Genomic DNA, 26980 nt, shown 5'->3' on the forward strand with positions numbered 1-26980 from the left:
TAATATTAAATTTACTCGTACAAAAAAATAGATTTGTCGTAAAATATCTTTCTCAAAAAAATAATCAAATAAATAGGGTATTTTTGTTTTTATCTCTCTAAAAATACATTGTGTACCGATTTCATTTTTTAACGATCATGAGGTTAATATGAGCCAATTAAATATTGTCGCCACAATAACGGTAAAAGCTGAGTATCATGAAGCTTTTCAACCTATTTTTAAAAAACTTGTCGAAGCAAGCCGAAAAGAAGCGGATTGCATCCACTATGAACTTAATCAAAGTATTACTGATCCCAATGTTTATGTAGTCATTGAAACATGGGCTTCTCAAGCAGCGATAGATAGACATAATGCCACGCCTCATTTTGTTGAATTTGCTACATTTGCTAAACGTCATGTAGAGGGTTTAGAAATTTGTGTGGTAAAACCTGTTAATTTATAAAAAACTTTGAGGTTAACTATACGTTTAAATATAAAAAAGCCACCAATACAATTTTACTGGCGGCTTTTATAAAGTTTTTTTGCAAGATAATCTTAACTGTTTACAGCTAATTGCCTATTTTAATTACATCTTATCGACGGTTTTAATACCTAACATATCAAGACCCACTTTAAGTGTTTTAGCGGTTAATGAAGCCAACTTTAAGCGGCTTTGTTTCAAGTCTTCGTTTTCGGCCGTTAAAATAGGGCAGTTTTCATAGAAACTTGAAAATAGCGTGGCAATTTCATAAAGATAAGCACAAAGCACATGCGGAGTGCCTTCGTTTGCTACAGTGGTGATCGTTTCATCAAATTGGATCAAACGAGTAGCTAAAGCACGTTCTTTATCCGTGTCCAAACGTATGTTGCCGGTTAAACTGTCTTCAGAAATATCAGATTTTCTAAAAACTGATAGCACCCGAGTATAAGCATACTGTAAATAAGGCGCAGTATTCCCTTCAAATGACAACATATTATCCCAATCAAATACATAATCAGTAGTACGGTTTTTAGAAAGATCCGCATATTTAACTGCACCAATGGCAACAGCATCAATGATTTGGGCAAGTTCGGCTTGTGACAGTTCAGGATTTTTGCTACGAATCAGTGAACTGGCACGCTCACAAGCTTCATCAAGCAAGTCATTTAATTTTACGGTATCGCCAGAACGTGTTTTAAATGGTTTACCATCTTTACCAAGCATCATACCAAACATATGGTGCTCTAATTTTAACGATTCAGGAACATATTTAGCCTTATGTACAATCGCCCAAACTTGTTCTAAATGTTGATGTTGTCGAGAATCAGTATAATAAAGAATGCGATCGGCGTGTAACGTTTCATAACGGTATTTAGCACAAGCGATATCGGTTGTTGCATACAGATAGCCACCATCACGTTTTTGGATGATAACGCCCATCGGTTCGCCTTCTTTATTTTTATATTCATCTAAAAATACGACGATCGCGCCTTCACTTTCAACCGCTAATCCTTTCTGTTTTAGATCCTTAACAATACCCGGTAACATACTGTTATAAATACTTTCACCCATGGTATCTTCAACGGTCAATGTTACGTTTAATCGTTTATACGTAGCAATGTTTTGTGTCATGGTAATATCAACAAGCTTACGCCACATATCACGACAGTACTCATCCCCACCTTGTAATTTAACCACATAGTTACGCGCTTTTTCAGCAAAGACTTCATCTTCATCATAATGTTTTTTCGCTGCGCGATAAAAAGACTCTAAATCCGACAGTTCCATATCATTGGCATGTTCATTTTGCATCTTTTCCAGATAAGCGATCAACATACCAAACTGCGTACCCCAGTCCCCGACATGATTAGCTCGAATGACATTATGTCCTAAAAAGGATAATACTCGCACACTGGCATCACCAATAATTGTAGAACGCAAATGACCCACATGCATCTCTTTAGCTACGTTTGGTGCTGAATAGTCAACCACAATCGTTTGTGCTTTAGCAGGCAAAGTAATATTGAGTTTATCACTGTTTAATGCGATTTCGTTCTGCTCGGCAATCCAACTGTTTTTTAGAAAAATATTAATAAAACCCGGACCAGCAATTTCAACTTTATCGGCAATATCATCAATATCTAAATGCTGTAAAACTTTCTCTGCCAATGCTCTTGGTGGCATACCTAGTTTTTTGGCGGTTGCCATAATACCATTAGCTTGATAATCACCAAATTGCACTTTAGCCGATTGCTTAATTAAAGCATCACAGTTGTTGTCGGCTCCAGCCAGTATCATTGCTTGCGAAACGCGTTGCGTTAATAATTGTTGAATATTCACACTAAACCTAATTGAGTATAATAAAATGCCCAATATGATACCGACAAAGTGATAAATTGTCACTGTAGGATTAGTTTTAGGGGCTTTTTTTTAGAAATCTTATGTGTCTTTTTTAAAAACTTATCAAAATGCCCCATCAGTTAACAGCATCATTGATCATGTCAACCAGTCAATAACGTTATCTATTAGACAAAAGGAAAATGAAACGGTATAGACACCTAAATATTTTTTACAAAATTGCTGTGGTTGTTTTTAGGATAATTCGCTTTAATATTTTTATTAGATTAGGTTTTGAGTTAAAACTAGAGAATGACACTTTATTGAACAGAGTTTTATAAGAAAATCCTTATATTTTGCTGTAGGTTAATAATATTTTTTTATTATTAAAAATTCGGATAACCCGTTATATTACTTATTTAATAAAATTATAAGAGTACTGAGGATGAACAAATTTATAAAAATAGTATGTTGTATTGTCTTTTTAAACTTATCTCTATCCAGTCAGGCGGCATTATCAAAATCAGTTAAAATAGGTTCTGATACTTCTTATCCTCCCTTTGATTACATTGATGAGAATGGGGAAATTACGGGTTTTAATATTGAAATAACCAAAGCATTGTGTGAAAAAGCCAATCTAAAATGTATTTTTCAAACCACAGACTTTGATGCATTAATTCCTTCACTGTTATCAAGAAAGATTGATGTGATTTCATCATCATTGATGATGACAGAAAAACGTAAAAAGCAGATTGCATTTTCAGATGAAATTTTTGCGACTCAATCACGCCTGATAACAAAAAAAGGCACGAATATAATGCCAACAATTGAATCCTTAAAAGGCAAACGAGTCGGCATTGAACAAGGCACTTCGCAAGAACATTTTGCTAATGAAGTTTGGCGTCCAAATGGTGTGACCATTGTTCCTTATCAAAATCAGTTACAAGTTTTTTCAGATTTGGCCGCAGGGCGATTAGATGCGGCGTTGCAAGATGAAGTGACTGGAAGTTATGCATTTTTAAAACAACCACAAGGAAAGGGCTTTATTTTTGCTGGTGACGCGCTAACGGATAAAAAATATTTTGATGTCGGCGTTGGTTTAGGGTTTCGTAAAAAAGACAATGAACTTCGGGAAGCGTTTAATCACGCACTGGTTAAAATTTTAGCCGATGGAACTTATCAAAAAATCAATGATAAATACTTTGATTTTGATGTTTATAATAAGAAATAAGTGATGCAAGGCTATAGTATACTCATTTTTCAAGGGGCATTCCTCACACTGGGACTGTCAATTGCTTCACTAGTCGTTGCTATTTTACTTGGTGCGATTTGCGCACTTGGTAAATTGTCACCATTGAAATTTTTACGATTAATCTGTCAGGCTTATACTTCGGTAATTCGAGGCGTGCCTGATTTGGTGTTAATGATGTTAATCTTTTTTGGTTTGCAATTTGCGGTCAATAATATTACTGATTTTTTTAATGCGGATATCATTGAAGTTAATCCTTTTATTGCGGGTACGTTAACGCTTGGTTTTATCTATGGTGCATACTTTACCGAGACCTTTCGTGGAGCTTATCAATCAGTAGCAAAAAATACACTTGATGCAGCTGTAGCACTTGGTTTGAGTAAGATGCAGGTATTTCGTTATGTGATGTTTCCTTTAATGATGCGTTTTGCACTTCCTGGTATGGCTAATAACTGGCTTATTATACTGAAGGCGACAGCATTGGTTTCACTATTAGGGTTGTTTGATTTAGTTAAAGCGACTAAGACAGTAGGGGAAGCAACTTATCAACCTTTATTTTTGGCATTAATTGCCGCAGCTTTTTATCTACTTTTTACCACGATTTCAATGGTTGCATTATGTTGGCTCGATAAGCACTACTCCGTAGGACTAACAAAAGCAAAATAATAAAAAAGAGCATGAGTGAATGATAGAAATTCTTCAAAATTATTGGCAAGCTTTGTTATGGACTGATGGCCATAATATCACTGGTCTGGCTATGACGCTTTGGATATTAATATTATCTATTTTGATTGGCGGCATTTTGTCAGTATTTTTAGCGATAGGGCGTAATAGTCCAAATAAATTTATTAAACTGCCAATTTGGTTATTCACCTATGTTTTTAGAGGCACGCCACTGTATGTACAATTGCTCGTGATTTATACTGGAATTTATACCTTAAGCATCGTTAAAAATCACCCTTGGCTGAGCGATTTTTTTCAAAGTGGTTTAAATTGTACTATTTTGGCTTTCACACTTAATACTTGTGCCTATACAACTGAAGTTTTTGCTGGTGCCATACGCAATGTGCCGGAGGGTGAAATTGAAGCTGCAACAGCTTTAGGTTTTAATCATTGGCAATTATATCAATATATTATCTTTCCAAGAGCCTTTCATATTGCTTTACCCGCTTACAGTAACGAAGTAATTTTTATGTTACATTCGACGGCACTCGCCTTTACAGTAACGGTTCAAGATGTGATGAAAATTGCTCGGGATATTTATGTTGAAACGTATCAACCTTTTCATGCGTTTGGTATTGCAGCAATTATTTATCTTTGTGTCAGTTTTGTATTAATTTTTGGTTTTAAAAAATTAGAAAAGCATTGTTTAGCCTATCAGCATCAATAACACCATCATTCTAAACAGAAATATTTAAAGCTGTCACTTTTTTCAATGGATGAAACATTTATTGAAACAAAAAATCAGGCGCTCATAATTATGATAGCCTGATTTTTTGAAATTTAGTAAAGAATTATTTAATTTGTTGGATAAAAATCATCAGTCTCATCATCTCTACTATGGTCATTTGAGAAAGGTAATGCTCGAGTGCGATCGATCGGCACATAACTGCCATTTGGGGTTTCTATCTGACATTCGCCCAAATAGATCGAATATTTTGTTTGGGCATGCATACTTACTCCGCGAAAATAACAATGAGTGGCATTGTAAAGATCATGTCGGCAAAGGATGGCTATGATTAACCACACTCCAACAATTGATAATAATACCCACTTTAAATGTTTCCATGTAAAAGACCAAAACTTTTTATCACGAAAATGGCAGTAAACAAAAATAAGCGAAATGACCGCAAAAAATCCTAAAAATTCATATAACCAAAATAGCCACATATTGTTATCTCCTAATTAACAATTATTCGCCATTTTATACTAACTTTGTTGTTACATCCATGATCCATTACGAATTATACCAACTGCAATTCCTTCAATGGCGAAACTTTGCTGTTCAAGATCCACTTCGATAGGTGAAAAGTCTTGGTTTTCAGCAATTAATTGAACATGTTTGCCTTTGCGTGATAGTCTTTTAACCGTTACTTCATCATCAATACGTGCGACCACAACTTGCCCATTTTTAACGTCTTGAGTTTTATGTACGGCAAGTAGGTCACCATCAATGATTCCTATATCCTTCATTGACATGCCATGAACTCTGAGCAAAAAATCGGCATTTGGTTTAAAGAGAGAGGGGTCGACTTGGTAGTGACTTTCAATATGTTCTTGAGCTAAAATCGGCGAGCCAGCCGCAACTTCTCCAATGAGAGGAATTCCTTGAAAATCGTTTTGATCTTCCTGACTTTCCAGTAATAAGCGTATTCCTCGAGATGAGCCAGCAATCATTTCAATTGCCCCTTTTTTGGCAAGAGCTTTGAGGTGCTCTTCAGCTGCATTTGCAGAGCGAAATCCTAATTTTTGCGCAATTTCAGCTCGAGTAGGTGGCATACCGGTTGTTTGAATATTATCTTTGATTAAATCATAAATCTGTCTTTGGCGTTCCGTTAATGGTCTCATTATCAATTCCTGTGTTTTTATACAGATGTATGTGATTATATACAGCTAAAAATATAAAACCAACAATTTTATTAAATTTATTTTGGTTTAATAATTAATAAAAGCAATAGCGGACTATTTCTGCAAAATAGAGACTGTTTTTTATCGACTATTGAAAAGATTCAGTGCTAAATGCTTTTATTTATTTAAATCAATTTCTCAATAAAAAATAACACATTTTTAATATTTTTTTAAAATTGTTTGTTTTGATCAATTAAGATTCTGAATTGAAAACACATCAATTATCCTATCTAAACAAATTTTCTATTTTTCTTTACTTTTTAGATAATTTGGCGTGTGTAATGGGAATGAGTTATATGATATACTATTTCAAGAATGTTACTTGATTGGATTTGGAATCTATTTCATGCCTTATATTGTTGCTTTGAGTGGTGGAATCGCTAGCGGTAAAAGCACCATTGCGAATCTTTTTGCTCAGTTAGGTGTGCCTATTATTGATGCTGATGTAATTGCTAAGCAAGTTGTTCAAATAGGAACAGATGCATATAAGCAAATTGTTAAACATTTTAGCCAAGAAATTTTATTACCCAATAATGAGCTAGATCGTTGTCAATTAAGAGAAATTATTTTCAATAATGATCATGAAAGACTCTGGCTGAATAATTTGTTACATCCAATCATTCAAGAACAAACACAAATCCAAATTGCCCAGCAAACTACTGCTTATGTCATTTGGGTTGTTCCCCTATTAGTTGAGAATAATTTACATCATTATGCAGATAAAGTCTTAATGGTTGATACACCTGAACAATTACAATTAGAGCGACTTATTCAGAGAGATAATATCGATAAATTGCTAGCACAGAAAATGATATCATCACAAATTTCTTCTCAAAAACGATTAACTTATGCTGATGATATTATTGTCAATAATGGTGATTTGACTTTATTAACCGCACAAGTAAATAAATTGCATCAACAATATTTAAAAAACTTTAATATTAAGAATGGTTAAGTATGGATAAGATTATTTTTGAACATCCACTAAATGAAAAGATGCGAACATGGCTACGTATTGAATTTTTATTAAAGCAATTAAATTTACATCGTCATTTTGATCAAAATAATGCACTATTGTTTTTTCATGCTCTATCTGAATTATTAGAAATCATTGAACGTAATGATGTAAAAAGTGAATTAATTAAGGAAATTGAGTCGCTAAAAAATAAACTTCAATCTTGGGTCAATATTGAGGGGGTCGATCAAGAGTTATTAAATAATTTAATTTCTCAATTGGACGATTACTTAGTTAAATTTAACTCAATCGTGCGTTTAGGGCAGACTTTAAAAGATGACCGTTTTATTAATGCCATTCGTCAACGTTTAATGATCCCAGGGGGTTGCTGTAGTTTTGATCTTCCTTCGTTTTATTTATGGTTAGAACAGTTACAAGAAAAACGCGATAGGCAAGTACAAAATTGGTTACAACATTTGACAATTCTTGATGAGGCTTTGGCATGTTGTATGCAAATGATTCGGCAAATGGGTGAATTTAAATCATTTGTTTATAACAATAATTTTTTTCAAGAAACCAATGGCGAGTTTAATTTAATTCGAATTCGAGTTTCATTGGATAAAAATGTTTATCCTCAAGTTTCTGGGCATATGTCACGTTATAGTATTCGATTTATACCGCTTGAAGCGAGTGAAAACACCAATACCGAAGCAATCGAATTTGAATTAGCTTGTTGTTAACATTATTAAATATTTTAGAAGAGATGCAATGAATAAAGAAACTATCCAATTTGTCAAATGTCCCACTTGTCAAAAGGAGGTTGAGTGGTCAGACAAAAGTACATTTCGACCATTTTGCAGTAAACGCTGTCAACTTATCGATCTAGGTGAGTGGGCTAATGAAGAACACCGTATCGCAGATAAAGAGATGTCTGAACAAGATCTTTGGAGTGAAGATGACCTTTCCAATTATGCAGGTAAACATTAATGAAAGTGCTTGGAATTGAAACGTCATGTGATGAAACAGGTATTGCTATTTATGATGAAAAGCAAGGCTTGATCGCTAACCAACTTTATTCACAAATTAAATTGCATGCTGATTATGGTGGCGTTGTACCTGAATTGGCTTCTCGTGATCATATTCGTAAAACCGTACCATTAATTCAAGCAGCACTAAAAGAAGCTAACTTGACTTCAGCGGATATTGACGCTGTAGCTTACACTGCAGGCCCAGGTTTAGTAGGAGCTTTAATGGTTGGAGCGTCAATAGGTCGTTCTCTCGCTTATGCTTGGAATGTTCCTGCAATTGCAGTGCATCATATGGAAGGGCATTTACTTGCGCCAATGTTGGAAGATAACCCACCGTTGTATCCATTTGTAGCTTTATTGGTGTCAGGTGGGCATACACAGCTTATTAGTGTAATGGACGTTGGTCAATATCGCTTAATGGGCGAATCAATTGATGATGCTGCTGGTGAAGCATTTGATAAAACAGCTAAATTACTTGGTTTAGACTATCCAGGCGGTGCTAAACTTTCGAAATTAGCTGAGCAAGGTGATCCTTCACGTTTTCACTTTCCAAGACCTATGACTGATCGTCCTGGACTGGATTTTAGTTTTTCGGGATTAAAAACGGCTGCGGCCAACACTATCCATCAATATCATCAAGGTGTTGAGCTTGATAATCAAACCAAAGCCGATATTGCGCGTGCGTTTGAAGATGCGTTAGTTGATACATTATTAATAAAATCGCGCCGAGCACTTGAGCAAACAGGTTTTAATCGTTTGGTGATTGCGGGTGGAGTAAGTGCCAACAAAACGTTACGTAATAAATTAGCTGAGCTGATGGCTCAACGTAAAGGTCAAGTTTACTATCCGCGTATTGAATTTTGTACAGATAATGGCGCTATGATTGCGTATGCTGGTATGATTCATTTAAAACAACAACAGTTTTGCGATTTAGCGATTAATGTTAGACCAAGATGGCCATTAAGCGAGTTAAATGTATCGTAAAATGTAATTTATTTAATGTTGGACTATGATTCGATTCAACGATTAATTTAGAAAATGATTTTTAAAGTGGGAATCTTTCCCACTTTTTATTGTGACTAGGAAACGAAAATTAGTTTTGATTCATAATAGTGTGATCGTCTGAACCATCAGTAATACTATCGTTTTTGTTTAACGCTAATTTTTCGATGTTTCGGTTAATATTAAATAAAACACAGATTAATTCAAAACCGATTCGGGCTGAAATAATGCCTACCACAAGAGTAATAATACCGCTGATAAGCGTGAACATTCCACCAAAAAAGCTGTATTGAAAACTAGCAAAACTAGCAAAAATCATACTCAATCCACCTATAGCGATAAACACTAACGTTATCCAATAAATAATAGTGATAAATGCTGGAGTGATCATTTTGTTGAGAGTGAAAAAATCAGTTAGCGAAAAATTCTCAGAATTTGTTACTTTTTTCATTTTATTTCCTTAATTAAAAATTATTGATGATTAATACTTTTAATTTAGAACAATAGCGTATACATTTAAGAATAAATCTACCAATAAAGCAATATTTTTATCATATAAAAAACTTTTGAGAAACTACATGAAAACTTTTATTCCCGGCAAAGACGCTGCTCTTGAAGATTCCATTAACTATTTCCATCAACAACTCGCTTACTATGATTTAGAAGTGAAAGAAGCTTCTTGGCTTAATCCAGTGCCAAATGTATGGTCTGTTCATATTCAAAATACCCAATGTCCACTTTGCTTTGCAAATGGTAAAGGAGCAAGTAAAAAAGCGGCATTAGCGTCAGCATTAGGTGAATATTTTGAGCGTTTATCGACAAATTATTTTTTTTCAGATTTTTATCTCGGTGAAAATGTTGCAAATGCCGATTTTGTACATTATCCAACAGAAAAATGGTTTTCAATCCCTGAAGATGGACTTTTACCAAAAGGATTATTAACTGAAAAACTGCTTAAGTTTTACAATCCCAATGGTGAATTAACCGCTATGGATTTAATTGATTTGCAATCAAGTCATCCTGAACGAGGAATATGTGCTTTACCTTTTGTTCAACAGTCAGATCAAAAAACCGTGTATGTGCCAGTCAATTTGATAGCTAACTTATATGCTTCTAATGGTATGTCTGCTGGCAATACGCGTAATGAAGCGCGCGTGCAAGGATTATCAGAAATTTTTGAGCGTTTCGTTAAAAATAAAATTATTGCTCAAGCCATTAGTTTACCGATAATTCCAACTGATGTTATTGGTCGCTATCCTGAGGTATTAGCGGCGATTGAAGCGCTTGAAAATGAAGGTTTCCCGCTTTACTGCTTTGATGCTTCACTCGGTGGAGCGTTTCCAGTGATTTGTGTCGTGTTATTTAATCCCAAAAATGGCACGAGTTATGCATCCTTTGGTGCGCATCCTAATTTTGGTGTTGCGCTTGAAAGAACCGTTACTGAGCTGTTACAAGGTCGAAGCTTGAAAGATCTTGATGTGTTTTCACCACCAAGTTTTGATAACGATGATGTTGCTGATTTGAGTAATTTAGAAACACATTTTATTGATTCAAGCGGATTAATTTCTTGGGATCTGTTTAATAAGCAATCCGATTATGACTTTGTTGATTGGGATTTTTCCGGTACCACCGAACAAGAATTTGAAAACTTAATGGCGATTTTTAAACGCCATAAAACCGAAGTTTTAATTATGGATTATGAGCATTTAGGTGTTTATGCTTGTCGAATTTTGGCGGTCGGAATGTCAGAAATTTATCCACCAGAGGATTTATTGCTCGCTAATAATAATATGGCGATTCATCTTCGAGATAGAATTTTGTCGTTGCCTTATGAAAAGCTCGTCGCGAAACAGTATCTAGCCATCATTGAACAGTTGGATGATGAGGGCTTAGATGATTTTGCCCGAGTTCGTGAATTGCTTGGTATTGCAACCGGAAAAGATAATGCTTGGTTTACATTACGCATCGGTGAACTCAAAGCGATGCTGGCATTGGCGGCAAAAGATTTAGAGCAAGCTCAAGCATGGATTGACTGGACTCTTGAAATGAATGAGTCGGTTTTTACCCCTGAACGCAATCACGCTTATCGTTGCTTACAAACATTGGTTAATTTTATGCTTGAGCGAGATAAAAAACAGTTTATCCATTATCAAGATGCATTTTATAAAATGTATGGTAAAAACTGTGTCGATGAAATGTGGCAATATGCTAATGGTGAGAAAACGTTTTTCGGCTTGGATGATTTAACCACGACGGTTAAATCATCCAATAACCATTTGCAACAATTTGCAATGCATCAAAAGTTATTGTCAGTCTATCAAACATTACATCAAGCTATGAAATAAATTTTTAGTTGTTAAAAGTAGATTACTCATTTTTCATACTCTTCCACCTAAAAAACGGGTGGAAGAGTTTGTGATCTAACCTTGTCTTGCAAAATTTCCTGCTTGCTCCACTAACTTTTTACTTGGCGTAACGCCGGTATACAACACAAATTGCTCTAATGCTTGTATTACAGCTACATCTGCACCAGAAATAATCTTTTTATTGAGTGATTTGGCGTATTTGATCATTGGCGTTTCAACGGGTAGAGCAACCACATCGAACACAATATCGGCATTTTCAATCATTACTTTTGGAAAAGCCAAATCATGAGCTTCATTGCCGCCAAGCATGCCAATTGGTGTTACATTAATAATGAGTTTTGCCTGTTCAGGAGCGATGTCTTGTTCGTTTTTCACCCATGCATAACCATAGCGTTTGGCTAAAGCTTCACCTTTTGTTTGGTTACGCGCAGCAATGAAGCCATTTTTAAAACCTGCATCATAAAAGGCTCCAATTACTGCATTAGCCATTCCACCACTTCCTTTTAATACAAAGGTCGTATTGTTATCAATGTTGTTTTCTTGAACGAGCTTAGCAACCGCAATATAATCAGTGTTATAGGCTTTTAAATAGTGGTCAGTATTGACTATCGTATTGACCGATTGAATCGACTTTACTGAATCATCTAATTCATCAATAAACTCGATACAGGCTTCTTTATAAGGCATTGAAATGGCACAACCACGAATGGCTAATGCTTTGATACCATAAATTGCATCTTTCAAGTTATTAGTGGTAAAAGCTTTATAAAGATAGTTTAAATCGAGTTTTTCATATAAATAATTATGAAAACGGGTACCGAAATTGCTTGGTCTTGCAGAAAGGGACATGCAAACGATTGTATCTTTATTAATAATTCTTGCCATTGTATCGAATCCTTGTGATCATAGTTAAACTCAGATTTATTTTAACACTTTATTTAATCGACTGATAAGATTATGGTTGCCCACAATACCGGACCAAAAATACAAGAAGAAAAAAAAACCGTTAGAGCAATGATTTATCTATATTGCAACAAACATCATCATTCCAAATTTAACCAATTATGTGAAGAGTGCGATGACTTGTTGCAATTTGCCATGAAACGCTTAACTATGTGCCGTTTTGGTGAGAAAAAAACGACCTGTGAGCGATGCCCTAAACATTGTTATCCAAAAAATTATAAACACAAAATTAAACAAGTTATGCGTTTTGCAGGACCAAGAATGATTATTCATCATCCAATCATGGCTTTTAAGCATTTGTACAAAAATTTGATGAATAAAAAGCATTGCTAATTTGTTTTACTCACTAGCAATGATGCGGTATTTTCTGATCGCTAATGAGTAAGCAAGGTTAATCATTCACTTTAGAATTTCATACTTGCACTTAAGACAGCGTGGAATTTAGCTGCTGGAATCGATTCATAAGCTGTCGTATAGTTCTTATTTAAAATATTATTGAGATCTATACCAATATGGTATTGGCGTTCGGTACCGAACGATGTTGTTGTTGATAAATTCAGTGTAGACCATCCTCGATAATGATAAACGGCTGAATCACTACGCTGTTTAGCTTTGCTTGCAAATCGCATAAACAGATCGGAATCAATATCAAATGTATCAAAGTAGGCGGTATGTTTTATTCCTGTATTTCCTGTAAAGCGTGGATTGCCTGTATTATAAGTGCTGTCGCTTTCTGTTTCAATTTTACGGCGTAAATAATTGGCCCTTAAATAAGGGGTGGCAGGTAGATCTAAATACTCAATACTCAATTCTAATCCATGAGTTTTGGCTTTATTGGCATTAATGTAGTAAGTATAATTACGCCCCGATGTTCCTTCACAAATAGCTGAACCATTACAGTTCATTTGTGTAATGTAATTTTTTGCGTTCGAAAAATAAACTGCACTATCAATTAACCATTTGTGATTGTTATAACGTAAACCAATTTCATAGTTATTGGATTTTTCAGCTTTTAAATCAGAGTTACCATAAATCGTTTGCGAGGCCGCTGAAGTGACTGCATAAAGATGTGAAAGTGTTGGATAAACATATCCTTGTGCAAAAGAGGCTCTTAATTGAGCATTTTCAATTCCAGAATAAGTTAAACCTGATGACACAACAAAGTTATTATCATGGTCTTTCTTCTTCCCATCATTTTTAATGTCTGATGAAGTTGCGCCTGTAACAGGAACTTTATTGACTGTCGTATAACCTTTTATTTGTTCTGATTTTACCCAGGATTGGCGAGCACCAATATTCCAGGAAATATCATCGGTAATTGCCCATTCATTTTGTCCAAATAGTGACAAGCTTGATTGCTGCCATTTATTGGTTAAATATTTATGCTGTGTGTAACTTGTTTTTGATGATGGCATTTTTGCTACAACGACATTATGGGAATCTTGATCAACATTATCTAGTTGATACTGCATACCACTAATAAGTTTCATATCTTTACGTGGCTCAAAATCTGATTGCAATGTCATACCATATGTTTTTTGTTCATCATCAGTGGCTGTGTTGGTTTTCACGTTCATAATAGGTGCGGGTGACACCACAACATGATTTCTAAATTGTCGATTTAATTTTTGTGCATAAGCATCATAGTGAAGTCTTTTTAAGAAATTACCATTAACTTCATAGTCATAAAAGAATCCGACTTTTTCTCGTTGTAATTTCGGGAGTTTCACCCAGAATTCTTTAACTTCTGGTAAGTTATCATCTTTGTCCGTATAGGTTTTAGTATCAAGCTTATAACGATCTAATGATATGCCCAATTTGTGTTTATCAAGATTTAGCCCTAACCATGAACTTAAACTGTTATTACTAAAATCGGTATCGTGAAGTTTGCCTTGATAAGCTTTACGATCATTATTTTCAGCATAAGTTCCACTAACACGGTAATCAAAAATACCATCAATTGAACCGTTTACAGTGCCCATCTCAGTAAAACCATTAGTCGATTGATTATAAATAAATTTCATATCGCCATTGAAGGGTGTGCCATTTTTGCTACCTTTACGCGTAATAAAATTAACCACGCCACCAATCGCTTGTGAACCATACAATACGGAATGAGGCCCTTTGATCACCTCTATGCGTTCAACAGATTCCATGTCGATTAACACACCCGCACTCGAACCATGCCCGGAACGATGATAAGTAACTTCTTGACCATCAATTAACATTAAAATACGGGAAGGCGCTTCACCTCGAATCATGATTTGTTTGCGTCCTGCAAGAGCATTATCAGTAATTTCAACCCCAGGAATGTCTCGTAGTGCTTCAACAATTGAGTCACCATTTTGTTTTTCGATTTCATCATGATTAATGGCATTTACAGATACTGTGCTATCCCAAATGGTTTTTTCGTTACGATCTGCGCTAACAATAATGGTATCTTGAGGATTGCTTTTTTGTTCATTTGCAAAAGCATCCGTACAAAAGAAGAGGTTGAACATCGCTACATAACAGCTTGGTTTAATGAAATTTTTGGTACAAATTGTTCTCATTATCTTACTTATCCTGGACAGTTTTTTACTTAACTATGTAAACATAATGTAAATGATAATCATTATTATTCTATATGTAAATAATTAAATTTATTGAAATTGTGAAAGTTTGATTGTTCGGACTTGGTTTTCTTATGAAAAGAAAAATTTGTCATTATTGATAACAATATTTACAATGATTACTTAATAAAGATTTAGGTTGATAAAAATGTCTATCGCAGTAATAGAAGTTAATCGTCAAGCAATTGTTCATAATGTCGAGTATATTCGAAAGATTGCACCAAATAGTCAATTGGTAGCCATCATTAAAGCAAATGCGTATTCTCATGGTATTATAGGTGTTGCTGAACTGTTGCAAAACAAGGTGGACAGCTTTGGTGTATCGCGTATTTGTGAAGCAATGCTGTTGCGTCAAAAAGGGATCAATACCCCTATTATTTGTTTAGAAGGTTTTTTTCCTCATGATGATATCGTTGATTTAGTTGATTTCAATATTCAATCTGCTGTTCACAGTAAATGGCAAATTGATGCATTACAATCCTCCTCCCTTGAAAACGAAATTACTGCATGGTTCAAACTTGATACAGGGATGCATCGTTTGGGTTTTAATCTTGATGAAGCCAAGAGGGAATTTTATCGCTTAGCCAGTTGTTCGGTAGTACGTAAACCCATTAATATTATCAGTCATTTTAGTTCTGCCGATGAATTAAACTCCGAACAAACTTTAAAACAGATTGCATTATTCGATCAGTTCATTACCTCAATTGAAAATAAATCTCTGATAGGTAAATGTTCGATCGCAGCATCAGGCGGTACACTTGCTTGGCCGCAATCGCAACGTGAAATCATTCGCCCTGGCATTGCGTTATACGGCATATCGCCCTTTAATGAACCCATTGGCGAATTAAAACCTGCTATGACACTTAAATCCGAACTTATCGCAGTACGGAGTCATAAAAAGGGTGAATCAGTTGGTTATGGTCAGATCTGGTGTAGTGAGCAAGATACAAAATTGGGTGTCGTAGCAATGGGATATGGTGATGGTTATCCTAGAAATATCCCTGAAAATACGCCAGTTTTAGTTAATGGTCGCAGAGTACCGATCGTAGGTCATGTATCAATGGACATGATTGTGGTCGATTTAGGTATCGATAGTCAGGATAAACCAGGTGATGAAGTGATATTTTGGGGACAAATGTTGCCAGTTGAAGAGATCGCTAAATATACAAGTATCAGTCCTTATGAATTAATTACACGCTTGACTGCACGAGCAAAAATCCATTATGTAGATAGATAAGTTATGATTAAAAAAATATTTTTATATACGTTATTTACCCTTATTATAATTGTCGTTGGTTCTTTTAGTATCTGTTACTACTGTTTACAGCAGTTTTCTAAGCAGCAAATTAATGTGACACCTGAAAATCAAATGTTTGTTTTGAAAAAAGGTACATCAATGCATCAATTAATCGATCAACTTAAAGAGTCGAAATTGATGGATAGAGCTTTTCTGTTGCCTTATTTATATAAGTTAGATCCATCCTTAAGTTCCATCAAAGCTGGAACGTACCAATTACATCCTCATATGACAGTTGAAGAATTTTTACTATTAATGGTATCGGGTAAAGAAAGTAATTTCTCCATTCAGTTTGTTGAAGGTAAACGTGCTAAAGATTGGCTAAAATTGATTCACAATACCCCATATATTCAGCAAACCTTAGCTGAAAAAACGGATGAAGAGATTGCAAAATTGTTAGGTATCGAAGGTTCAATTGAAGGTTGGTTGACTCCTGACACCTATCTTTATACGGCTGATACGTTAGATATTAATATATTAAAACGTGCGCATATGACTATGAAAAGCAATTTACAAAAAATTTGGGATAACCGTGATAGTGATTTACCGTATCGATCACCTTATGAAATGCTGATTATTGCTTCAATCATTGAAAAAGAAACGGCTCTTAGCTCTGAACGCGCGAATGTCGCTTCCGTATTTGTAAATCGCTTGAAATCAAAAATGAAGTTGCAAACCGATCCCACTATTATTTATGGTTTAGGCGATAACTATACCGGAGTTATTAGGCGTATAGACTTAACAGATACCAAAAATCCTTATAATACCTATGTCATTGACGGATTACCGCCAACACCTATTGCTATGCCAAGTTTAGCCTCATTAGAAGCGGCAGCACACCCAGCTAAAACAAATTATCTGTTCTTTGTCGCTAATGGTACAGGTGGGCATACGTTTTCTAGCAATTATGGAAATCACCAGCAGGCGGTCAATGAGTATCGTAAAATGACAAAATAGGGGAATTAAGTTTAAAATCACTTAAATAAAATTAACGGTTTTTTCAACCAGTTTAATTGACTTCATACCTGTTAAAATTGGAATTTACCGCAAGTAAATTTGCGGTAATTTTTTTAACATTACTTTTGTGATGAGGATAATTCATCAAGCTGCTTGATTAAAATTAACAAATTATGGGTGCTTGTTTCTTCATCTTTTAAGGCTTCTTCAAAATACGGATGTAGGGCAAATTGCGGTAAATTGGCATTAGACTCAATGAGTGCTCGCATTCGAGGAATAAAAATCCATTGTAACCATTCATGTGCTTGCATAGTATCAAGCGCAAAAGGTTGTTCACTTAAAAAGGCATCAGGATTAGGCGGCGACGTTTGCCATAATGAAATGTTTTGCAATTCTTCGACGATTAACTCAAGTTGATTTTCAAATTGTTTTAATTGCGATTGTTGAGCAAGCAACCCTTGATAATATTGCCAATCAAAACATGGACCGGGATCGGTCTTACGATCAGGGGCAATATCACTATGACCTGTAATATTTTCAATAGGATAATTTTGTTGCAGTAATAAGGTTACCGCGATAAGTTGTTGATATTGTATATCCGTAAAATTATCCGTATCACATCCCTCCATTTCAATACCAATTGAAAAGTTATTACAGTTTTCTTGACCTTCAAAGATTGATTTACCTGCATGCCAAGCACGTTTATCAAATGGTACAAATTGCATCATTTCACCATCACGACGAATGAATAGGTGGCTTGATACTTTTAGTTGATGGATTGTTGCAAAGTAAGGGTGTTCATTCGGATCAAGCTTACCTGTAAATAACTGCTCTACATAAGGACCACCATATTGATTAGGTGGTAAGCTGATATTATGGATCACCAGTAATGAAATAGATTGGTTGACTGGGCGCTCATCATAAAAAGGCGAAATGATCTGTTTAACACCTTGTAACCAACCATTAACAATTTTTAGTGACATATTAAACTCCAACTGACTTTAAAAGAAGCTTGTTTATACCATTTACAATTGTGATGTATTTCACAAACAAAGCTTACTGCATTCAAAATCTTGCAAAAATAGTGCATTTTATTTTCCAAAATATCGATTTTCTTATTATTTCATTTTTTTGTTTTGCTATAAAGTCGTTACTTGAATCTTTTACTTTATATTACGAGGAAATTATGTCCAATCAATCAGGATTTACATTATTTGAGCTAATGATTGCCATTGTTGTAATCGCTATTTTAACTGCTATTGGTTTACCTGCTTATCAAGGATATGTAAAAAAAGCAGCTTTAACTGATATGCTGCAAACCATGACGGCTTATAAAACTGCTGTTGAAATTTGTGCAATTGAACAAGGTAATTTAACTCATTGCAAAAGCGGTAGTAATGGTGTGCCACTAACCAAAAGTACCAATTATGTTACCTCAGTTACCGTTGCAAACGGTACAATCACTTTAGTTGGTACAAGTGCTTTGACGGGGTTAACTACGACTTTAACACCCACTGTCAATTCTGGTCATGGAGGATTAGATTGGACTCGAGCTTGCTTAACTTCACCAGTAGATGACAGTCTAACAGCTGCCTGTGAAGATATTTTTAAATTCTAGTTTAATAAATATTTAGAGTAAGGAAAGTTTATAATGCAAGAAGAACAGTTGGTCGCAAGTCTTGATAAATTGCTGCTATCAGCGTTAGATAAACGAGCTTCGGACATTCATTTTGAACCTTATCATAATTACTATCGTATTCGAATGCGTATTGATGGTGTGTTACAAGATATGCTAACGCCACCGTTTTCCTTAGCTAAACAAATAGCCGCTAGATTGAAAATTATGGCCAATCTTAATATTGCCGAGCAGAGATTACCACAAGATGGACAATTGATGATTGACCGCTATGCCATGCGAATCTCTACGTTACCGGTCATAAACGGTGAAAAAATTGTTTTACGAGTGATGGATAATCAAGAATCTAAGTTGACGATCAATGATTTAGGTCTCAGTGCTGATAATTTACTGAGTTTTCAAAAGCTACTTGATTACCCGCAAGGTTTAATTTTGGTGACCGGTCCAACTGGTAGCGGTAAAACAGTGACACTATACAGTGGACTAAAAAGATTAAACCGCAGTGATCGAAATATTTGTAGTGTTGAAGATCCGATTGAAGTTCCAATTGAAGGAATTAATCAAACCTCAGTTAATATTAAAGCTGGTTTGACTTTTTCCGTAATACTTCGTGCATTATTAAGACAAGATCCTGATGTAATGATGATAGGTGAAATTCGCGATCAAGAAACGGCAGAAATTGCAATTCAAGCAGCGCAAACAGGGCATTTGGTTTTATCGACATTACATACCAATTCAAGTATTGAAGCGCTGACACGTTTAAATCAAATGGGAATTGAAAATTATCTACTTTCATCGAGTTTGAAGTTAATTATTGCACAGCGATTAGTACGTAAGCTTTGCAACTATTGTAAAGTTGTGTCCAATCAGTTAATTTTTTTAGGTGATGAAGCTATACCTCATCATATTGCAACGGGATGTTCACATTGCATTGGTGGTTATAAAGGACGAATGGGTTTATACGAATTTCTTGTGCTAACGCCAGAAATCCAACATCAAATATTGACTCATCAGCTTTCTGTTCCAGCAAGTATGATCACTTTAAAACAAGCAGGTTATAAGATGATCAAAGATGGCATTACCTCAGTTGCTGAATTACATCGAGTTTTAGGTGATTTTGTATGAAAAGGCTTTATAGTTGGTATGACTTAGATTTTCATCAATATCAAGTAATTGCAACTTCACAAAGTGATGCAAAAAAACAACTATTAGTGCAAGGTAAAATAGCCATAAAAGTCAAAGCGGGCAATTTTATAACAGCCCATACTTTTAACCGCTCGGAATTACTGAATATAACGATACAATTGGCAACTATGTTAAAGGCTGGATTATCGATAATTGACAGTCTAAATTTATTGGTCGAAGAACAATCTAAACCCCATTGGCAATATTTAATGAATGAAATTGGGGAGAAAATCATAAAGGGTGAATCCTTATCCAGTGCATTATCCAGACATAATTATGTGTTTTCTTCACTGTATTGTGAAATTATTGCTACAGGGGAACTTACGGGTAAACTTGATGAAAGTTTTGAACAATTGGCCTCATTACTCGAAAAATCCATTAAATTACAAAAAAATCTTAAAAAGGCTATGCGTTATCCTATATTTTTATTTTCTGTAGCAATAATAGTCAGCTTAGTTATGTTATTATTTGTTTTGCCAAAATTTTCAGATATCTATCATGATTTTGATGCTCAACTCCCTTTTTTTACACAATGCATTATTGATATTAGTCATTATCTGCAACAAAATTGGCCAATATACACTATCGGTTTTTTTGGGGGGATGGTTGTTTTTCAGTATTATATTAAAAAGCGATATCATACTAAAATTGAAATCGCCTTAGCCAAAATGCCTTTCGTTAATAAGATCATTCAAACAAGTTGTTTAACTCAAATTTTCCAAACAATTGCAATAACTCAACAAGCTGGAATTCCGTTATTGATGGGTTTAACCGCTGCGGCTAATGCTTCTTACCATTGTATTTATCGCAATAGTATTTTGCAAATCATTTCAGGAATTGAGCAAGGACACTCCTTCAGTCATGTTTTACATCAACAACCTTGTTTTCCAAACTTGTGCCGTCAGTTAATTCATGTCGGCGAGCAATCCGGCACCTTAGATCTGATGTTAAGTCGTTTGGCTCAATATTATGAAGCACAAAATCAAACATTAATTGAAAATCTATCTCAATTTTTTGAACCTTTATTGATGTTAGTATTGGCAGTGATCATTGGTGGTTTGATTATTGCTATGTATTTACCGATATTCCAACTTGGTGAAGTGATTCATTAATGATAATGTTCATAATTCTATGTCTTGGACTTTGTGTGGGTAGCTTTGTTAATGTCGCATACAGTCGTTTTGTTCCTTCACAAACATTATCTGTTTACCTAAAAGAAATAAGTTTCAAGCATTCAATCTGCCCTACTTGTCAAACTAAATTAAACTATTGGCATTTAATTCCCATTGTTTCTTGGTTAATTTTAAAAAGGCGTTGTTATTATTGTCAAAACATCATTTTATTCAGATATGTTATATGGGAAATAGTGGTCGCTGTTTTATTTGTGGTTATTTATTTAGATAAAGGTTTCAGTTATCAAAGTGTCATTTTGATGTTTCTCAGTTGCTATTTTTTACTGTTGGCATCCATTGATTTTAAGTACTTTTTACTGCCTGATTTTTTTACTCAACCATTGATGTGGTCTGGGTTAATTGCCGCCTATTTCAATCTAACCCTCATTAGGTTAGATGATGCTTTAATTGGTATTTTATGTGGTTATCTTTTATTGAAATTACCAGCTATTATGTTTTATCTAATTTTTAAAAAACAGGGATTAGGTGGAGGGGATATAAAACTGCTTGCTGCTCTTGGTACTTGGATTCCTTATCCATTGCTAGCATTATTATTAATAATTTCCTCACTATTAGGTATGCTCTATTATTTATTTCAGAAGAATATCTTGAAAAAACAATCTTTAACCATGATTCCATTTGGTCCATTTTTATTAATTTCTGGTTATTATCTTTGTTATTTTTGTCAAGAAGTTTCAGATCAACTATCCGTTTTAATCAATAATTAACTGGTACCAAACTGTTGCTGTTACATGAAATAACTCAAAAACTCTAATCTCAGTAAAAATTGTTATTTTCATAAAAGGTAAAATAGCAGTATAGTAAAGCGCATTTATACCCTTTTCAGTTAAAAAAAGAAAATCAATAAGGAATTTATAATGAGTACCATCAATGAATTGAAATTAGAAATGATCAATTGGCGCCATCATATTCACGCTCATCCTGAAACCGCTTTTGAAGAGATCAATACGACAAAATTTATAATCGAAAAATTGAAATCTTTTGGTATTACCGAATTGTATACAGAGTTTGCACCAACTGGCGTAGTTGGTATTATTAAAGGTAATAAAGATGGACGATGGATTGCCTTGCGGGCTGATATTGATGCCTTAGATATTATTGAAGAAAATGATATGGCTTATTGTTCAACAATAACCGGTAAAATGCATGCTTGTGGTCATGATGGTCATACAGCAACGTTATTAGGGACAGCTAAATATTTAAGTGAACATCGGGATTTTGCTGGGACAGTTGTTGTCATTTTTCAACCTGCCGAAGAAAACGAAGGAGGGGCACGTGTTATGGTTGAAAATGGATTATTCGAACGTTTTCCAATACAAGCGGTATACGGAATTCATAATCAGCCTAATATGAAACTCAACCATTTCTATGTAACTCATGGTCCAATGATGGCATCCTATGATGTTTTCGAGATAAAAATTACAGGTGTCGGTGCTCATGCAGCAGCGCCTCATTTGAGTAAAGATACAATTTTGACCGCGACTCAAATTGTTAATGGTTTACAAAGTATTGTGAGTCGTAATGCTGACCCACTTAGTGCATTAGTGGTCAGCGTAACTCAAATCCATAGTGGTGATACTTGGAATGTCATACCGCAACAAGCAGTGATTCGAGGAACGGTTAGGACTTTTGATGCACAAGTTCAAGATATGGCTGAAAATCGTATTAAACAAATTGCAACAGGTATCGCATCAACCTTTGAAGCTAAAGCTGAAGTAGACTATCAAAGACGTTATCCTGCCACTATCAATTATGTAAAACAAGCAGAAATTGCTATTAAAGCGGCTAAAAAGGCAGTGGGAGAATCCCATGTTATTATTGATCCAAATCCATCAATGGGTGCGGAGGACTTCGCTTTTATGTTAAAAAAAATACCCGGTGCTTATGTGTGGTTAGGTGCTGGTGAAGGCGCTAACTTACATAATCCCGCTTATAACTTTAATGATGAGGTTTTAACCACTGGCGTTGAATATTTTATTGAAATAGTTCATCAAGAATTAGGCAAATAAACACCCTTATTAATTAATGTTTAATTAATATAAATATTAAAATGATTAAACAGTTAACCAATTAACTCTATTTTATGGTTAACTGTTTGATGAGTATCTATGAATCAGATGTTTTATTAATGGAAACTAAGTACACTATCAGTTTCCCCTTTTACTCTAAACGGGGTATTTAAATCGATACCATTAACCAGAACAACTTGTACATAAATATCATTATTTTGATTAAGTTTTAAAGCCGCCAAAACTTGACCGCTTTCTCGCCAATTACCATCAATTTGGTATTCAATCGTACCACCGATAGTAGGTAAGACAGCGCTTTTACCGGTTAATAAATAAAGCCCACGTTTGTTGGCTCCTCGATATTGTGCTCGAGCGACCATTTCTTGCCCACAATAACATCCTTTATCAAAACTAATAGCATTGAGATACTGTAAATTACAGGCTTGAGGTAATAAGCTTACAATATTTTCTGCATCAATAATGGCATAACCAGCTTCTAAATCAAGTTGTAACCAACGGCTACAAGGTTCTAAATCATTATTGATTGCCTCAGGTGTTATCTTTATGACCCTAACATGAGGAGAGGTTAATTTTATATAGGTTACATTATTTTCAGTAAAGCAATTATTATTTGTGAATTTAGAAAGTATTTCACTAGGTATTGCTGGAGAATCTAATCCAACAATATTTAAGTCCGTGACAGGTTCAATGCTTACTTTAGAAAAGACTGCATATTTTTTTAAGGCAGCCATTTGTTTTTCTACTACACTTTTTCGAACGATGTAGTAAATATCTTGACCTCGTTGGAATATTAGTAAATTACTCCACATTTTTCCCTGAGAGTCACAGTGTGCTGCAAATAATGCTGTTTGTTCTGTAAGATTATCAATATTTATTGTAACTTGTCCTTGCAAATATTTATGATTATCAGTACCAGAAACTTTGACTAATTGCCAATCAGCAAGTGAGATGGGTTTAATTGAGAGAATGCTCATAATAAGACCTATTTTATAGTAATGGAATCTAGAATCAGTATTGCCAGAAATTAACTTATTAAGAGTTTATATAAATACGAGAAAAATAACAATAAAATCAATAAATAATATTTTAACGAAAAATTATTATACATTGTTTTAATTAATTTTATTTATCACAATTTAAAATATCAGATGATTATTAAAATTTGTCTCACTTATATTATTGAGTTTATTGATTTTATGTATAAGTTAATGCAAAATGAACCATTAGATGACAAATTAGTTATATTGGAGGCAATAAGCATGGCAAAATTGTCAGGTGCGGAGATGGTCATTCAATCTTTGATTGATCAAGGAGTAAAACAAATATTTGGTTATCCTGGAGGAAGTGTTCTTGATATCTATGATGCAATTCACACACTGGGTGGAATTGAACATATTTTAGTTCGTCATGAACAAGCTGCTGTGCATATGGCGGATGGTTATGCTAGATCAACGGGTGATGTTGGTGTAGTTTTGGTTACATCAGGTCCTGGCGCAACTAATACAATAACTGGGATTGCCACCGCATATATGGATTCAGTGCCATTGGTAATTTTGTCCGGTCAAGTAGCCAGTAATCTTATCGGTAATGATGCTTTTCAAGAATGCGATATGGTTGGTATTTCACGTCCAATTGTTAAACATAGTTTTCTAATCAAAAATAGCAAAGATATTCCTGAAACTATAAAAAAAGCGTTTTATATCGCATCGACAGGTAGACCTGGACCGGTAGTGGTTGATTTACCGAAAGATATTGTTAACCCTGCTAATAAATATCATTATCATTATCCTGAAAAAGTATTAATGCGTTCGTATAATCCAACTATTCAGGGTCATAAACAACAGATCAAAAAAGCGTTAACAACTTTATTGTCCGCTAAAAAGCCCGTGTTATTTGTAGGTGGTGGTGTAATTAGTGCTGATGCGAGCTATGAAATTAAAACGCTAACAGAAAAATTAAATTTACCTGTAGCTTCAACACTAATGGGTATTAGTGCTTTTCCTGGAACAGATAAGCATTTTTTAGGGATGATCGGTATGCATGGAGTATATGAAGCCAATATGGCGATGCATAATGCAGATGTGATTGTTGCTATCGGTGCACGTTTTGATGATCGCACGACCAATAATGTTGAAAAATATTGTCCAAAAGCCAAAATCATCCATATTGATATCGATCCTACCTCAATATCCAAAACAATACAGGCAACGATTCCGGTTGTTGGTGATGCCAAAGTTGTTCTTGAAATCCTATTATCTATGTTAGATGAATCAAATATTGACCGTGATCTTGATGCTTTAATTGATTGGTGGAAACAAATTGAACATTGGCGTGCACGTCACTGCTTAGCCTATAATCACGAAGGTCAAAATATCAAACCTCAAGAAGCCATCGAAGTATTGTATAAATTGACTAAAGGTAATGCCTATGTGACAACCGATGTGGGTCAACACCAAATGTTCACTGCACTTTATTACCCATTTGATAAACCGCGTCACTTTATTACATCTGGTGGGTTGGGTACCATGGGCTTTGGCTTACCAGCAGCTCTGGGCGTTAAATTGGCTTTTCCGAATAAAACTGTTGTTTGCGTGACTGGTGATGGTAGTATTCAAATGAACATCCAAGAACTTTCAACCGCACTTCAATATGGCTTGCCTGTGTTGGTATTGAATCTTAATAATCGCTTTTTAGGTATGGTTAAACAGTGGCAAGATATGATTTATGCTGGTCGTCACTCATGTTCTTATATGGAGTCTTTACCTGATTTTGCCAAAATTGCCGAAGCTTACGGTCATGTTGGTATAGTAATATCTAAGCGTGAAGAACTCGAACCAAAACTTAAACAAGCGTTAGCAATTAAAAATCGTTTGGTCTTTTTGGATGTCATGACAGATGCTACAGAACATGTGTATCCAATGCAAATACGTGGTGGTGCAATGAACGAAATGTGGCTTAGTAAAACGGAGAGAACCTAATGCGTTATATTTTATCAATTTTAACAGAAAATGAGCCAGGCGCATTGTCACGTATTATTGGTTTGTTTTCACAACGTGGCTTCAATATTGAAACGATTACTACCGCACCAACTGAAGATCCAACAATGCATCGCATGACTATACAAACCACTGGCGATGAACATGTGCTTGAACAGATTCAAAAACAATTGCATAAATTAGTCAATGTGTATCGGGTGAATGATTTAACCGTAGGTCCACATGTTGAACGCGAAATCATGTTAGTAAAAGTGGCCGCTAAAAATTCTGATGTACGTGAAGAAGTTAAACGCTGCGTAGAGATTTTTCGAGGTTCGATTGTTGATGTAACTGCTACACATTATATTGTGCAATTATCTGGCACGAGCGAAAAATTAGACTCGTTTTTAGCCTCAGTTCGTGAAACATGCAATATTGTCGAAATTGTCCGTTCGGGTATTATTGGTCTATCACGCAGTGAAAAAACGGTTAAGTAAATGTGTGATTTAATTTACAGGCGCATCAAGCGCCTTTTTTACCTATGGATGATAAGTTAATTATTAAAATTAATAAAAATTCCAAAATGGTGGCTTAGAACTGTGGTTTCG

27 protein-coding genes and 1 pseudogene are annotated in these 26980 nt (G+C 34.8%); 19 read left to right on the forward strand and 9 right to left on the reverse strand.

The features are described from left to right. Positions 1-148: 148 nt before the first annotated feature. Positions 149-442 (forward strand): putative quinol monooxygenase, encoded by a 294-nt coding sequence (locus tag J3U19_RS07290; protein ID WP_267345885.1) that lies wholly within the window; start codon positions 149-151, stop codon positions 440-442. Between the two features lie 123 nt (positions 443-565). Here J3U19_RS07290 and argS read toward each other — a convergent pair whose 3' ends face one another. Beyond that, the gene (gene argS / locus J3U19_RS07295; protein WP_267341401.1) at positions 566-2299 is read right to left on the reverse strand and encodes an arginine--tRNA ligase; all 1734 of its coding nucleotides are present in this window, start codon (positions 2297-2299) and stop codon (positions 566-568) included. Positions 2300-2741: 442 nt separating this feature from the next. Here argS and J3U19_RS07300 point away from each other — a divergent pair, with 442 nt between their 5' ends. From J3U19_RS07300 to hisM, 3 genes are read left to right on the forward strand one after another with little or no spacing between them, the layout of a single operon-like run. Then, positions 2742-3527, forward strand: a complete 786-nt coding sequence (locus tag J3U19_RS07300; RefSeq protein WP_267341399.1) for a lysine/arginine/ornithine ABC transporter substrate-binding protein — start codon at positions 2742-2744, stop codon at positions 3525-3527. After that, positions 3528-4211, forward strand: a complete 684-nt coding sequence (locus J3U19_RS07305) for an ABC transporter permease (RefSeq protein WP_416380226.1) — start codon at positions 3528-3530, stop codon at positions 4209-4211. It begins immediately after the preceding gene. A gap of 19 nt (positions 4212-4230) precedes the next feature. Beyond that, the gene (gene hisM, locus J3U19_RS07310) at positions 4231-4935 is read left to right on the forward strand and encodes a histidine ABC transporter permease HisM (protein ID WP_267345886.1); all 705 of its coding nucleotides are present in this window, start codon (positions 4231-4233) and stop codon (positions 4933-4935) included. Between the two features lie 128 nt (positions 4936-5063). On the opposite strand, the gene J3U19_RS07315 is transcribed toward hisM, so the two are convergent. Both J3U19_RS07315 and lexA read right to left on the reverse strand, forming a co-directional pair. Then, the gene (locus J3U19_RS07315) at positions 5064-5435 is read right to left on the reverse strand and encodes a hypothetical protein (RefSeq protein ID WP_267341395.1); all 372 of its coding nucleotides are present in this window, start codon (positions 5433-5435) and stop codon (positions 5064-5066) included. A gap of 51 nt (positions 5436-5486) precedes the next feature. Further along, complete coding sequence (lexA, locus tag J3U19_RS07320; protein WP_267341393.1) at positions 5487-6113, reverse strand: transcriptional repressor LexA; 627 nt, start codon at positions 6111-6113, stop codon at positions 5487-5489. Between the two features lie 406 nt (positions 6114-6519). Here lexA and coaE point away from each other — a divergent pair, with 406 nt between their 5' ends. Genes coaE through tsaD form a run of 4 tightly spaced genes read left to right on the forward strand, consistent with a single transcriptional unit; the run spans position 6520 to position 9140 of the window. Continuing rightward, complete coding sequence (gene coaE, locus J3U19_RS07325) at positions 6520-7128, forward strand: dephospho-CoA kinase (RefSeq protein ID WP_267345887.1); 609 nt, start codon at positions 6520-6522, stop codon at positions 7126-7128. A 2-nt stretch (positions 7129-7130) separates the two neighbouring features. Continuing rightward, positions 7131-7868 (forward strand): cell division protein ZapD, encoded by a 738-nt coding sequence (gene zapD, locus J3U19_RS07330; RefSeq protein ID WP_267341390.1) that lies wholly within the window; start codon positions 7131-7133, stop codon positions 7866-7868. A 28-nt stretch (positions 7869-7896) separates the two neighbouring features. Further along, a complete protein-coding gene (gene yacG, locus J3U19_RS07335; protein WP_267341388.1) occupies positions 7897-8115 on the forward strand; it encodes a DNA gyrase inhibitor YacG in 219 nt (72 codons plus the stop codon). Further along, on the forward strand, positions 8115-9140 hold the full coding sequence (tsaD, locus tag J3U19_RS07340) for a tRNA (adenosine(37)-N6)-threonylcarbamoyltransferase complex transferase subunit TsaD (RefSeq protein WP_267341387.1): 1026 nt from the start codon (positions 8115-8117) through the stop codon (positions 9138-9140). The genes yacG and tsaD overlap by 1 nt, the downstream gene beginning before the upstream one ends. A 109-nt stretch (positions 9141-9249) precedes the next feature. Here the strand turns inward: tsaD and J3U19_RS07345 are convergent, their stop codons facing one another. Further along, positions 9250-9609 carry a DUF4282 domain-containing protein gene (locus J3U19_RS07345; protein ID WP_267341386.1) on the reverse strand — a complete coding sequence of 120 codons (360 nt, stop codon included), beginning with the start codon at positions 9607-9609 and terminating at the stop codon, positions 9250-9252. Between the two features lie 127 nt (positions 9610-9736). On the opposite strand from J3U19_RS07345, the gene ycaO reads away from it, so the two are divergent. Then, positions 9737-11503 (forward strand): 30S ribosomal protein S12 methylthiotransferase accessory factor YcaO, encoded by a 1767-nt coding sequence (gene ycaO, locus J3U19_RS07350; RefSeq protein WP_267341385.1) that lies wholly within the window; start codon positions 9737-9739, stop codon positions 11501-11503. Positions 11504-11578: 75 nt separating this feature from the next. Here the strand turns inward: ycaO and J3U19_RS07355 are convergent, their stop codons facing one another. Further along, complete coding sequence (locus J3U19_RS07355) at positions 11579-12409, reverse strand: shikimate 5-dehydrogenase (protein ID WP_267345888.1); 831 nt, start codon at positions 12407-12409, stop codon at positions 11579-11581. A 72-nt stretch (positions 12410-12481) separates the two neighbouring features. Here J3U19_RS07355 and J3U19_RS07360 point away from each other — a divergent pair, with 72 nt between their 5' ends. Next, complete coding sequence (locus J3U19_RS07360) at positions 12482-12820, forward strand: nitrous oxide-stimulated promoter family protein (protein WP_267341382.1); 339 nt, start codon at positions 12482-12484, stop codon at positions 12818-12820. A 71-nt stretch (positions 12821-12891) separates the two neighbouring features. Here the strand turns inward: J3U19_RS07360 and J3U19_RS07365 are convergent, their stop codons facing one another. Beyond that, entirely contained in the window at positions 12892-15039 is a 2148-nt protein-coding gene (locus J3U19_RS07365) for a TonB-dependent receptor plug domain-containing protein (RefSeq protein WP_267345889.1), read from the reverse strand. A gap of 208 nt (positions 15040-15247) precedes the next feature. Here J3U19_RS07365 and alr point away from each other — a divergent pair, with 208 nt between their 5' ends. Together alr and mltG are read left to right on the forward strand one after the other, a co-directional pair. After that, entirely contained in the window at positions 15248-16336 is a 1089-nt protein-coding gene (gene alr, locus J3U19_RS07370; protein ID WP_267345890.1) for an alanine racemase, read from the forward strand. A 6-nt stretch (positions 16337-16342) separates the two neighbouring features. After that, a complete protein-coding gene (gene mltG / locus J3U19_RS07375) occupies positions 16343-17353 on the forward strand; it encodes an endolytic transglycosylase MltG (protein ID WP_416380231.1) in 1011 nt (336 codons plus the stop codon). A gap of 119 nt (positions 17354-17472) precedes the next feature. On the opposite strand, the gene J3U19_RS11565 is transcribed toward mltG, so the two are convergent. Both J3U19_RS11565 and ampD read right to left on the reverse strand, forming a co-directional pair. After that, the gene (locus tag J3U19_RS11565; protein WP_416380232.1) at positions 17473-17808 is read right to left on the reverse strand and encodes a YqcC family protein; all 336 of its coding nucleotides are present in this window, start codon (positions 17806-17808) and stop codon (positions 17473-17475) included. Continuing rightward, positions 17788-18336: pseudogene (gene ampD, locus J3U19_RS11570) on the reverse strand (1,6-anhydro-N-acetylmuramyl-L-alanine amidase AmpD); the annotation flags it as partial. The gene J3U19_RS11565 and the pseudogene ampD, both read right to left, overlap by 21 nt. Before the next feature lie 203 nt (positions 18337-18539). Between ampD and ppdD the strand changes: the two are divergent. The 5 genes from ppdD to J3U19_RS07405 all read left to right on the forward strand — a co-directional run bounded on the left by ppdD (position 18540) and on the right by J3U19_RS07405 (position 23376). Then, on the forward strand, positions 18540-18971 hold the full coding sequence (gene ppdD, locus J3U19_RS07385) for a prepilin peptidase-dependent pilin (protein ID WP_267345893.1): 432 nt from the start codon (positions 18540-18542) through the stop codon (positions 18969-18971). A gap of 33 nt (positions 18972-19004) precedes the next feature. Further along, positions 19005-20114 (forward strand): GspE/PulE family protein, encoded by a 1110-nt coding sequence (locus tag J3U19_RS07390; RefSeq protein ID WP_267345895.1) that lies wholly within the window; start codon positions 19005-19007, stop codon positions 20112-20114. Then, positions 20111-21286, forward strand: a complete 1176-nt coding sequence (locus J3U19_RS07395) for a type II secretion system F family protein (RefSeq protein ID WP_267345897.1) — start codon at positions 20111-20113, stop codon at positions 21284-21286. The genes J3U19_RS07390 and J3U19_RS07395 overlap by 4 nt, the downstream gene beginning before the upstream one ends. Positions 21287-21291: 5 nt before the next feature. Next, positions 21292-22074, forward strand: a complete 783-nt coding sequence (locus tag J3U19_RS07400) for a prepilin peptidase (protein WP_267345899.1) — start codon at positions 21292-21294, stop codon at positions 22072-22074. A gap of 150 nt (positions 22075-22224) precedes the next feature. Continuing rightward, entirely contained in the window at positions 22225-23376 is a 1152-nt protein-coding gene (locus tag J3U19_RS07405) for a M20 aminoacylase family protein (protein ID WP_267341370.1), read from the forward strand. Between the two features lie 116 nt (positions 23377-23492). Here the strand turns inward: J3U19_RS07405 and ygfZ are convergent, their stop codons facing one another. Beyond that, entirely contained in the window at positions 23493-24371 is an 879-nt protein-coding gene (gene ygfZ / locus J3U19_RS07410; RefSeq protein WP_267345901.1) for a tRNA-modifying protein YgfZ, read from the reverse strand. Positions 24372-24656: 285 nt separating this feature from the next. Between ygfZ and ilvI the strand changes: the two genes are divergently transcribed. Both ilvI and ilvN read left to right on the forward strand, forming a co-directional pair. Beyond that, positions 24657-26375: an acetolactate synthase 3 large subunit gene (ilvI, locus tag J3U19_RS07415; protein WP_267341366.1), complete on the forward strand. Its 1719-nt coding sequence runs from the start codon at positions 24657-24659 to the stop codon at positions 26373-26375. Next, entirely contained in the window at positions 26375-26869 is a 495-nt protein-coding gene (ilvN, locus tag J3U19_RS07420; protein ID WP_267341364.1) for an acetolactate synthase small subunit, read from the forward strand. Before ilvI ends, ilvN begins: the two co-directional genes overlap by 1 nt. Positions 26870-26980: the final 111 nt, after the last annotated feature.

The sequence above is a fragment of the Gilliamella sp. B2828 genome (assembly GCF_026537125.1).
In the GTDB taxonomy this organism is placed as follows: domain Bacteria; phylum Pseudomonadota; class Gammaproteobacteria; order Enterobacterales; family Orbaceae; genus Gilliamella.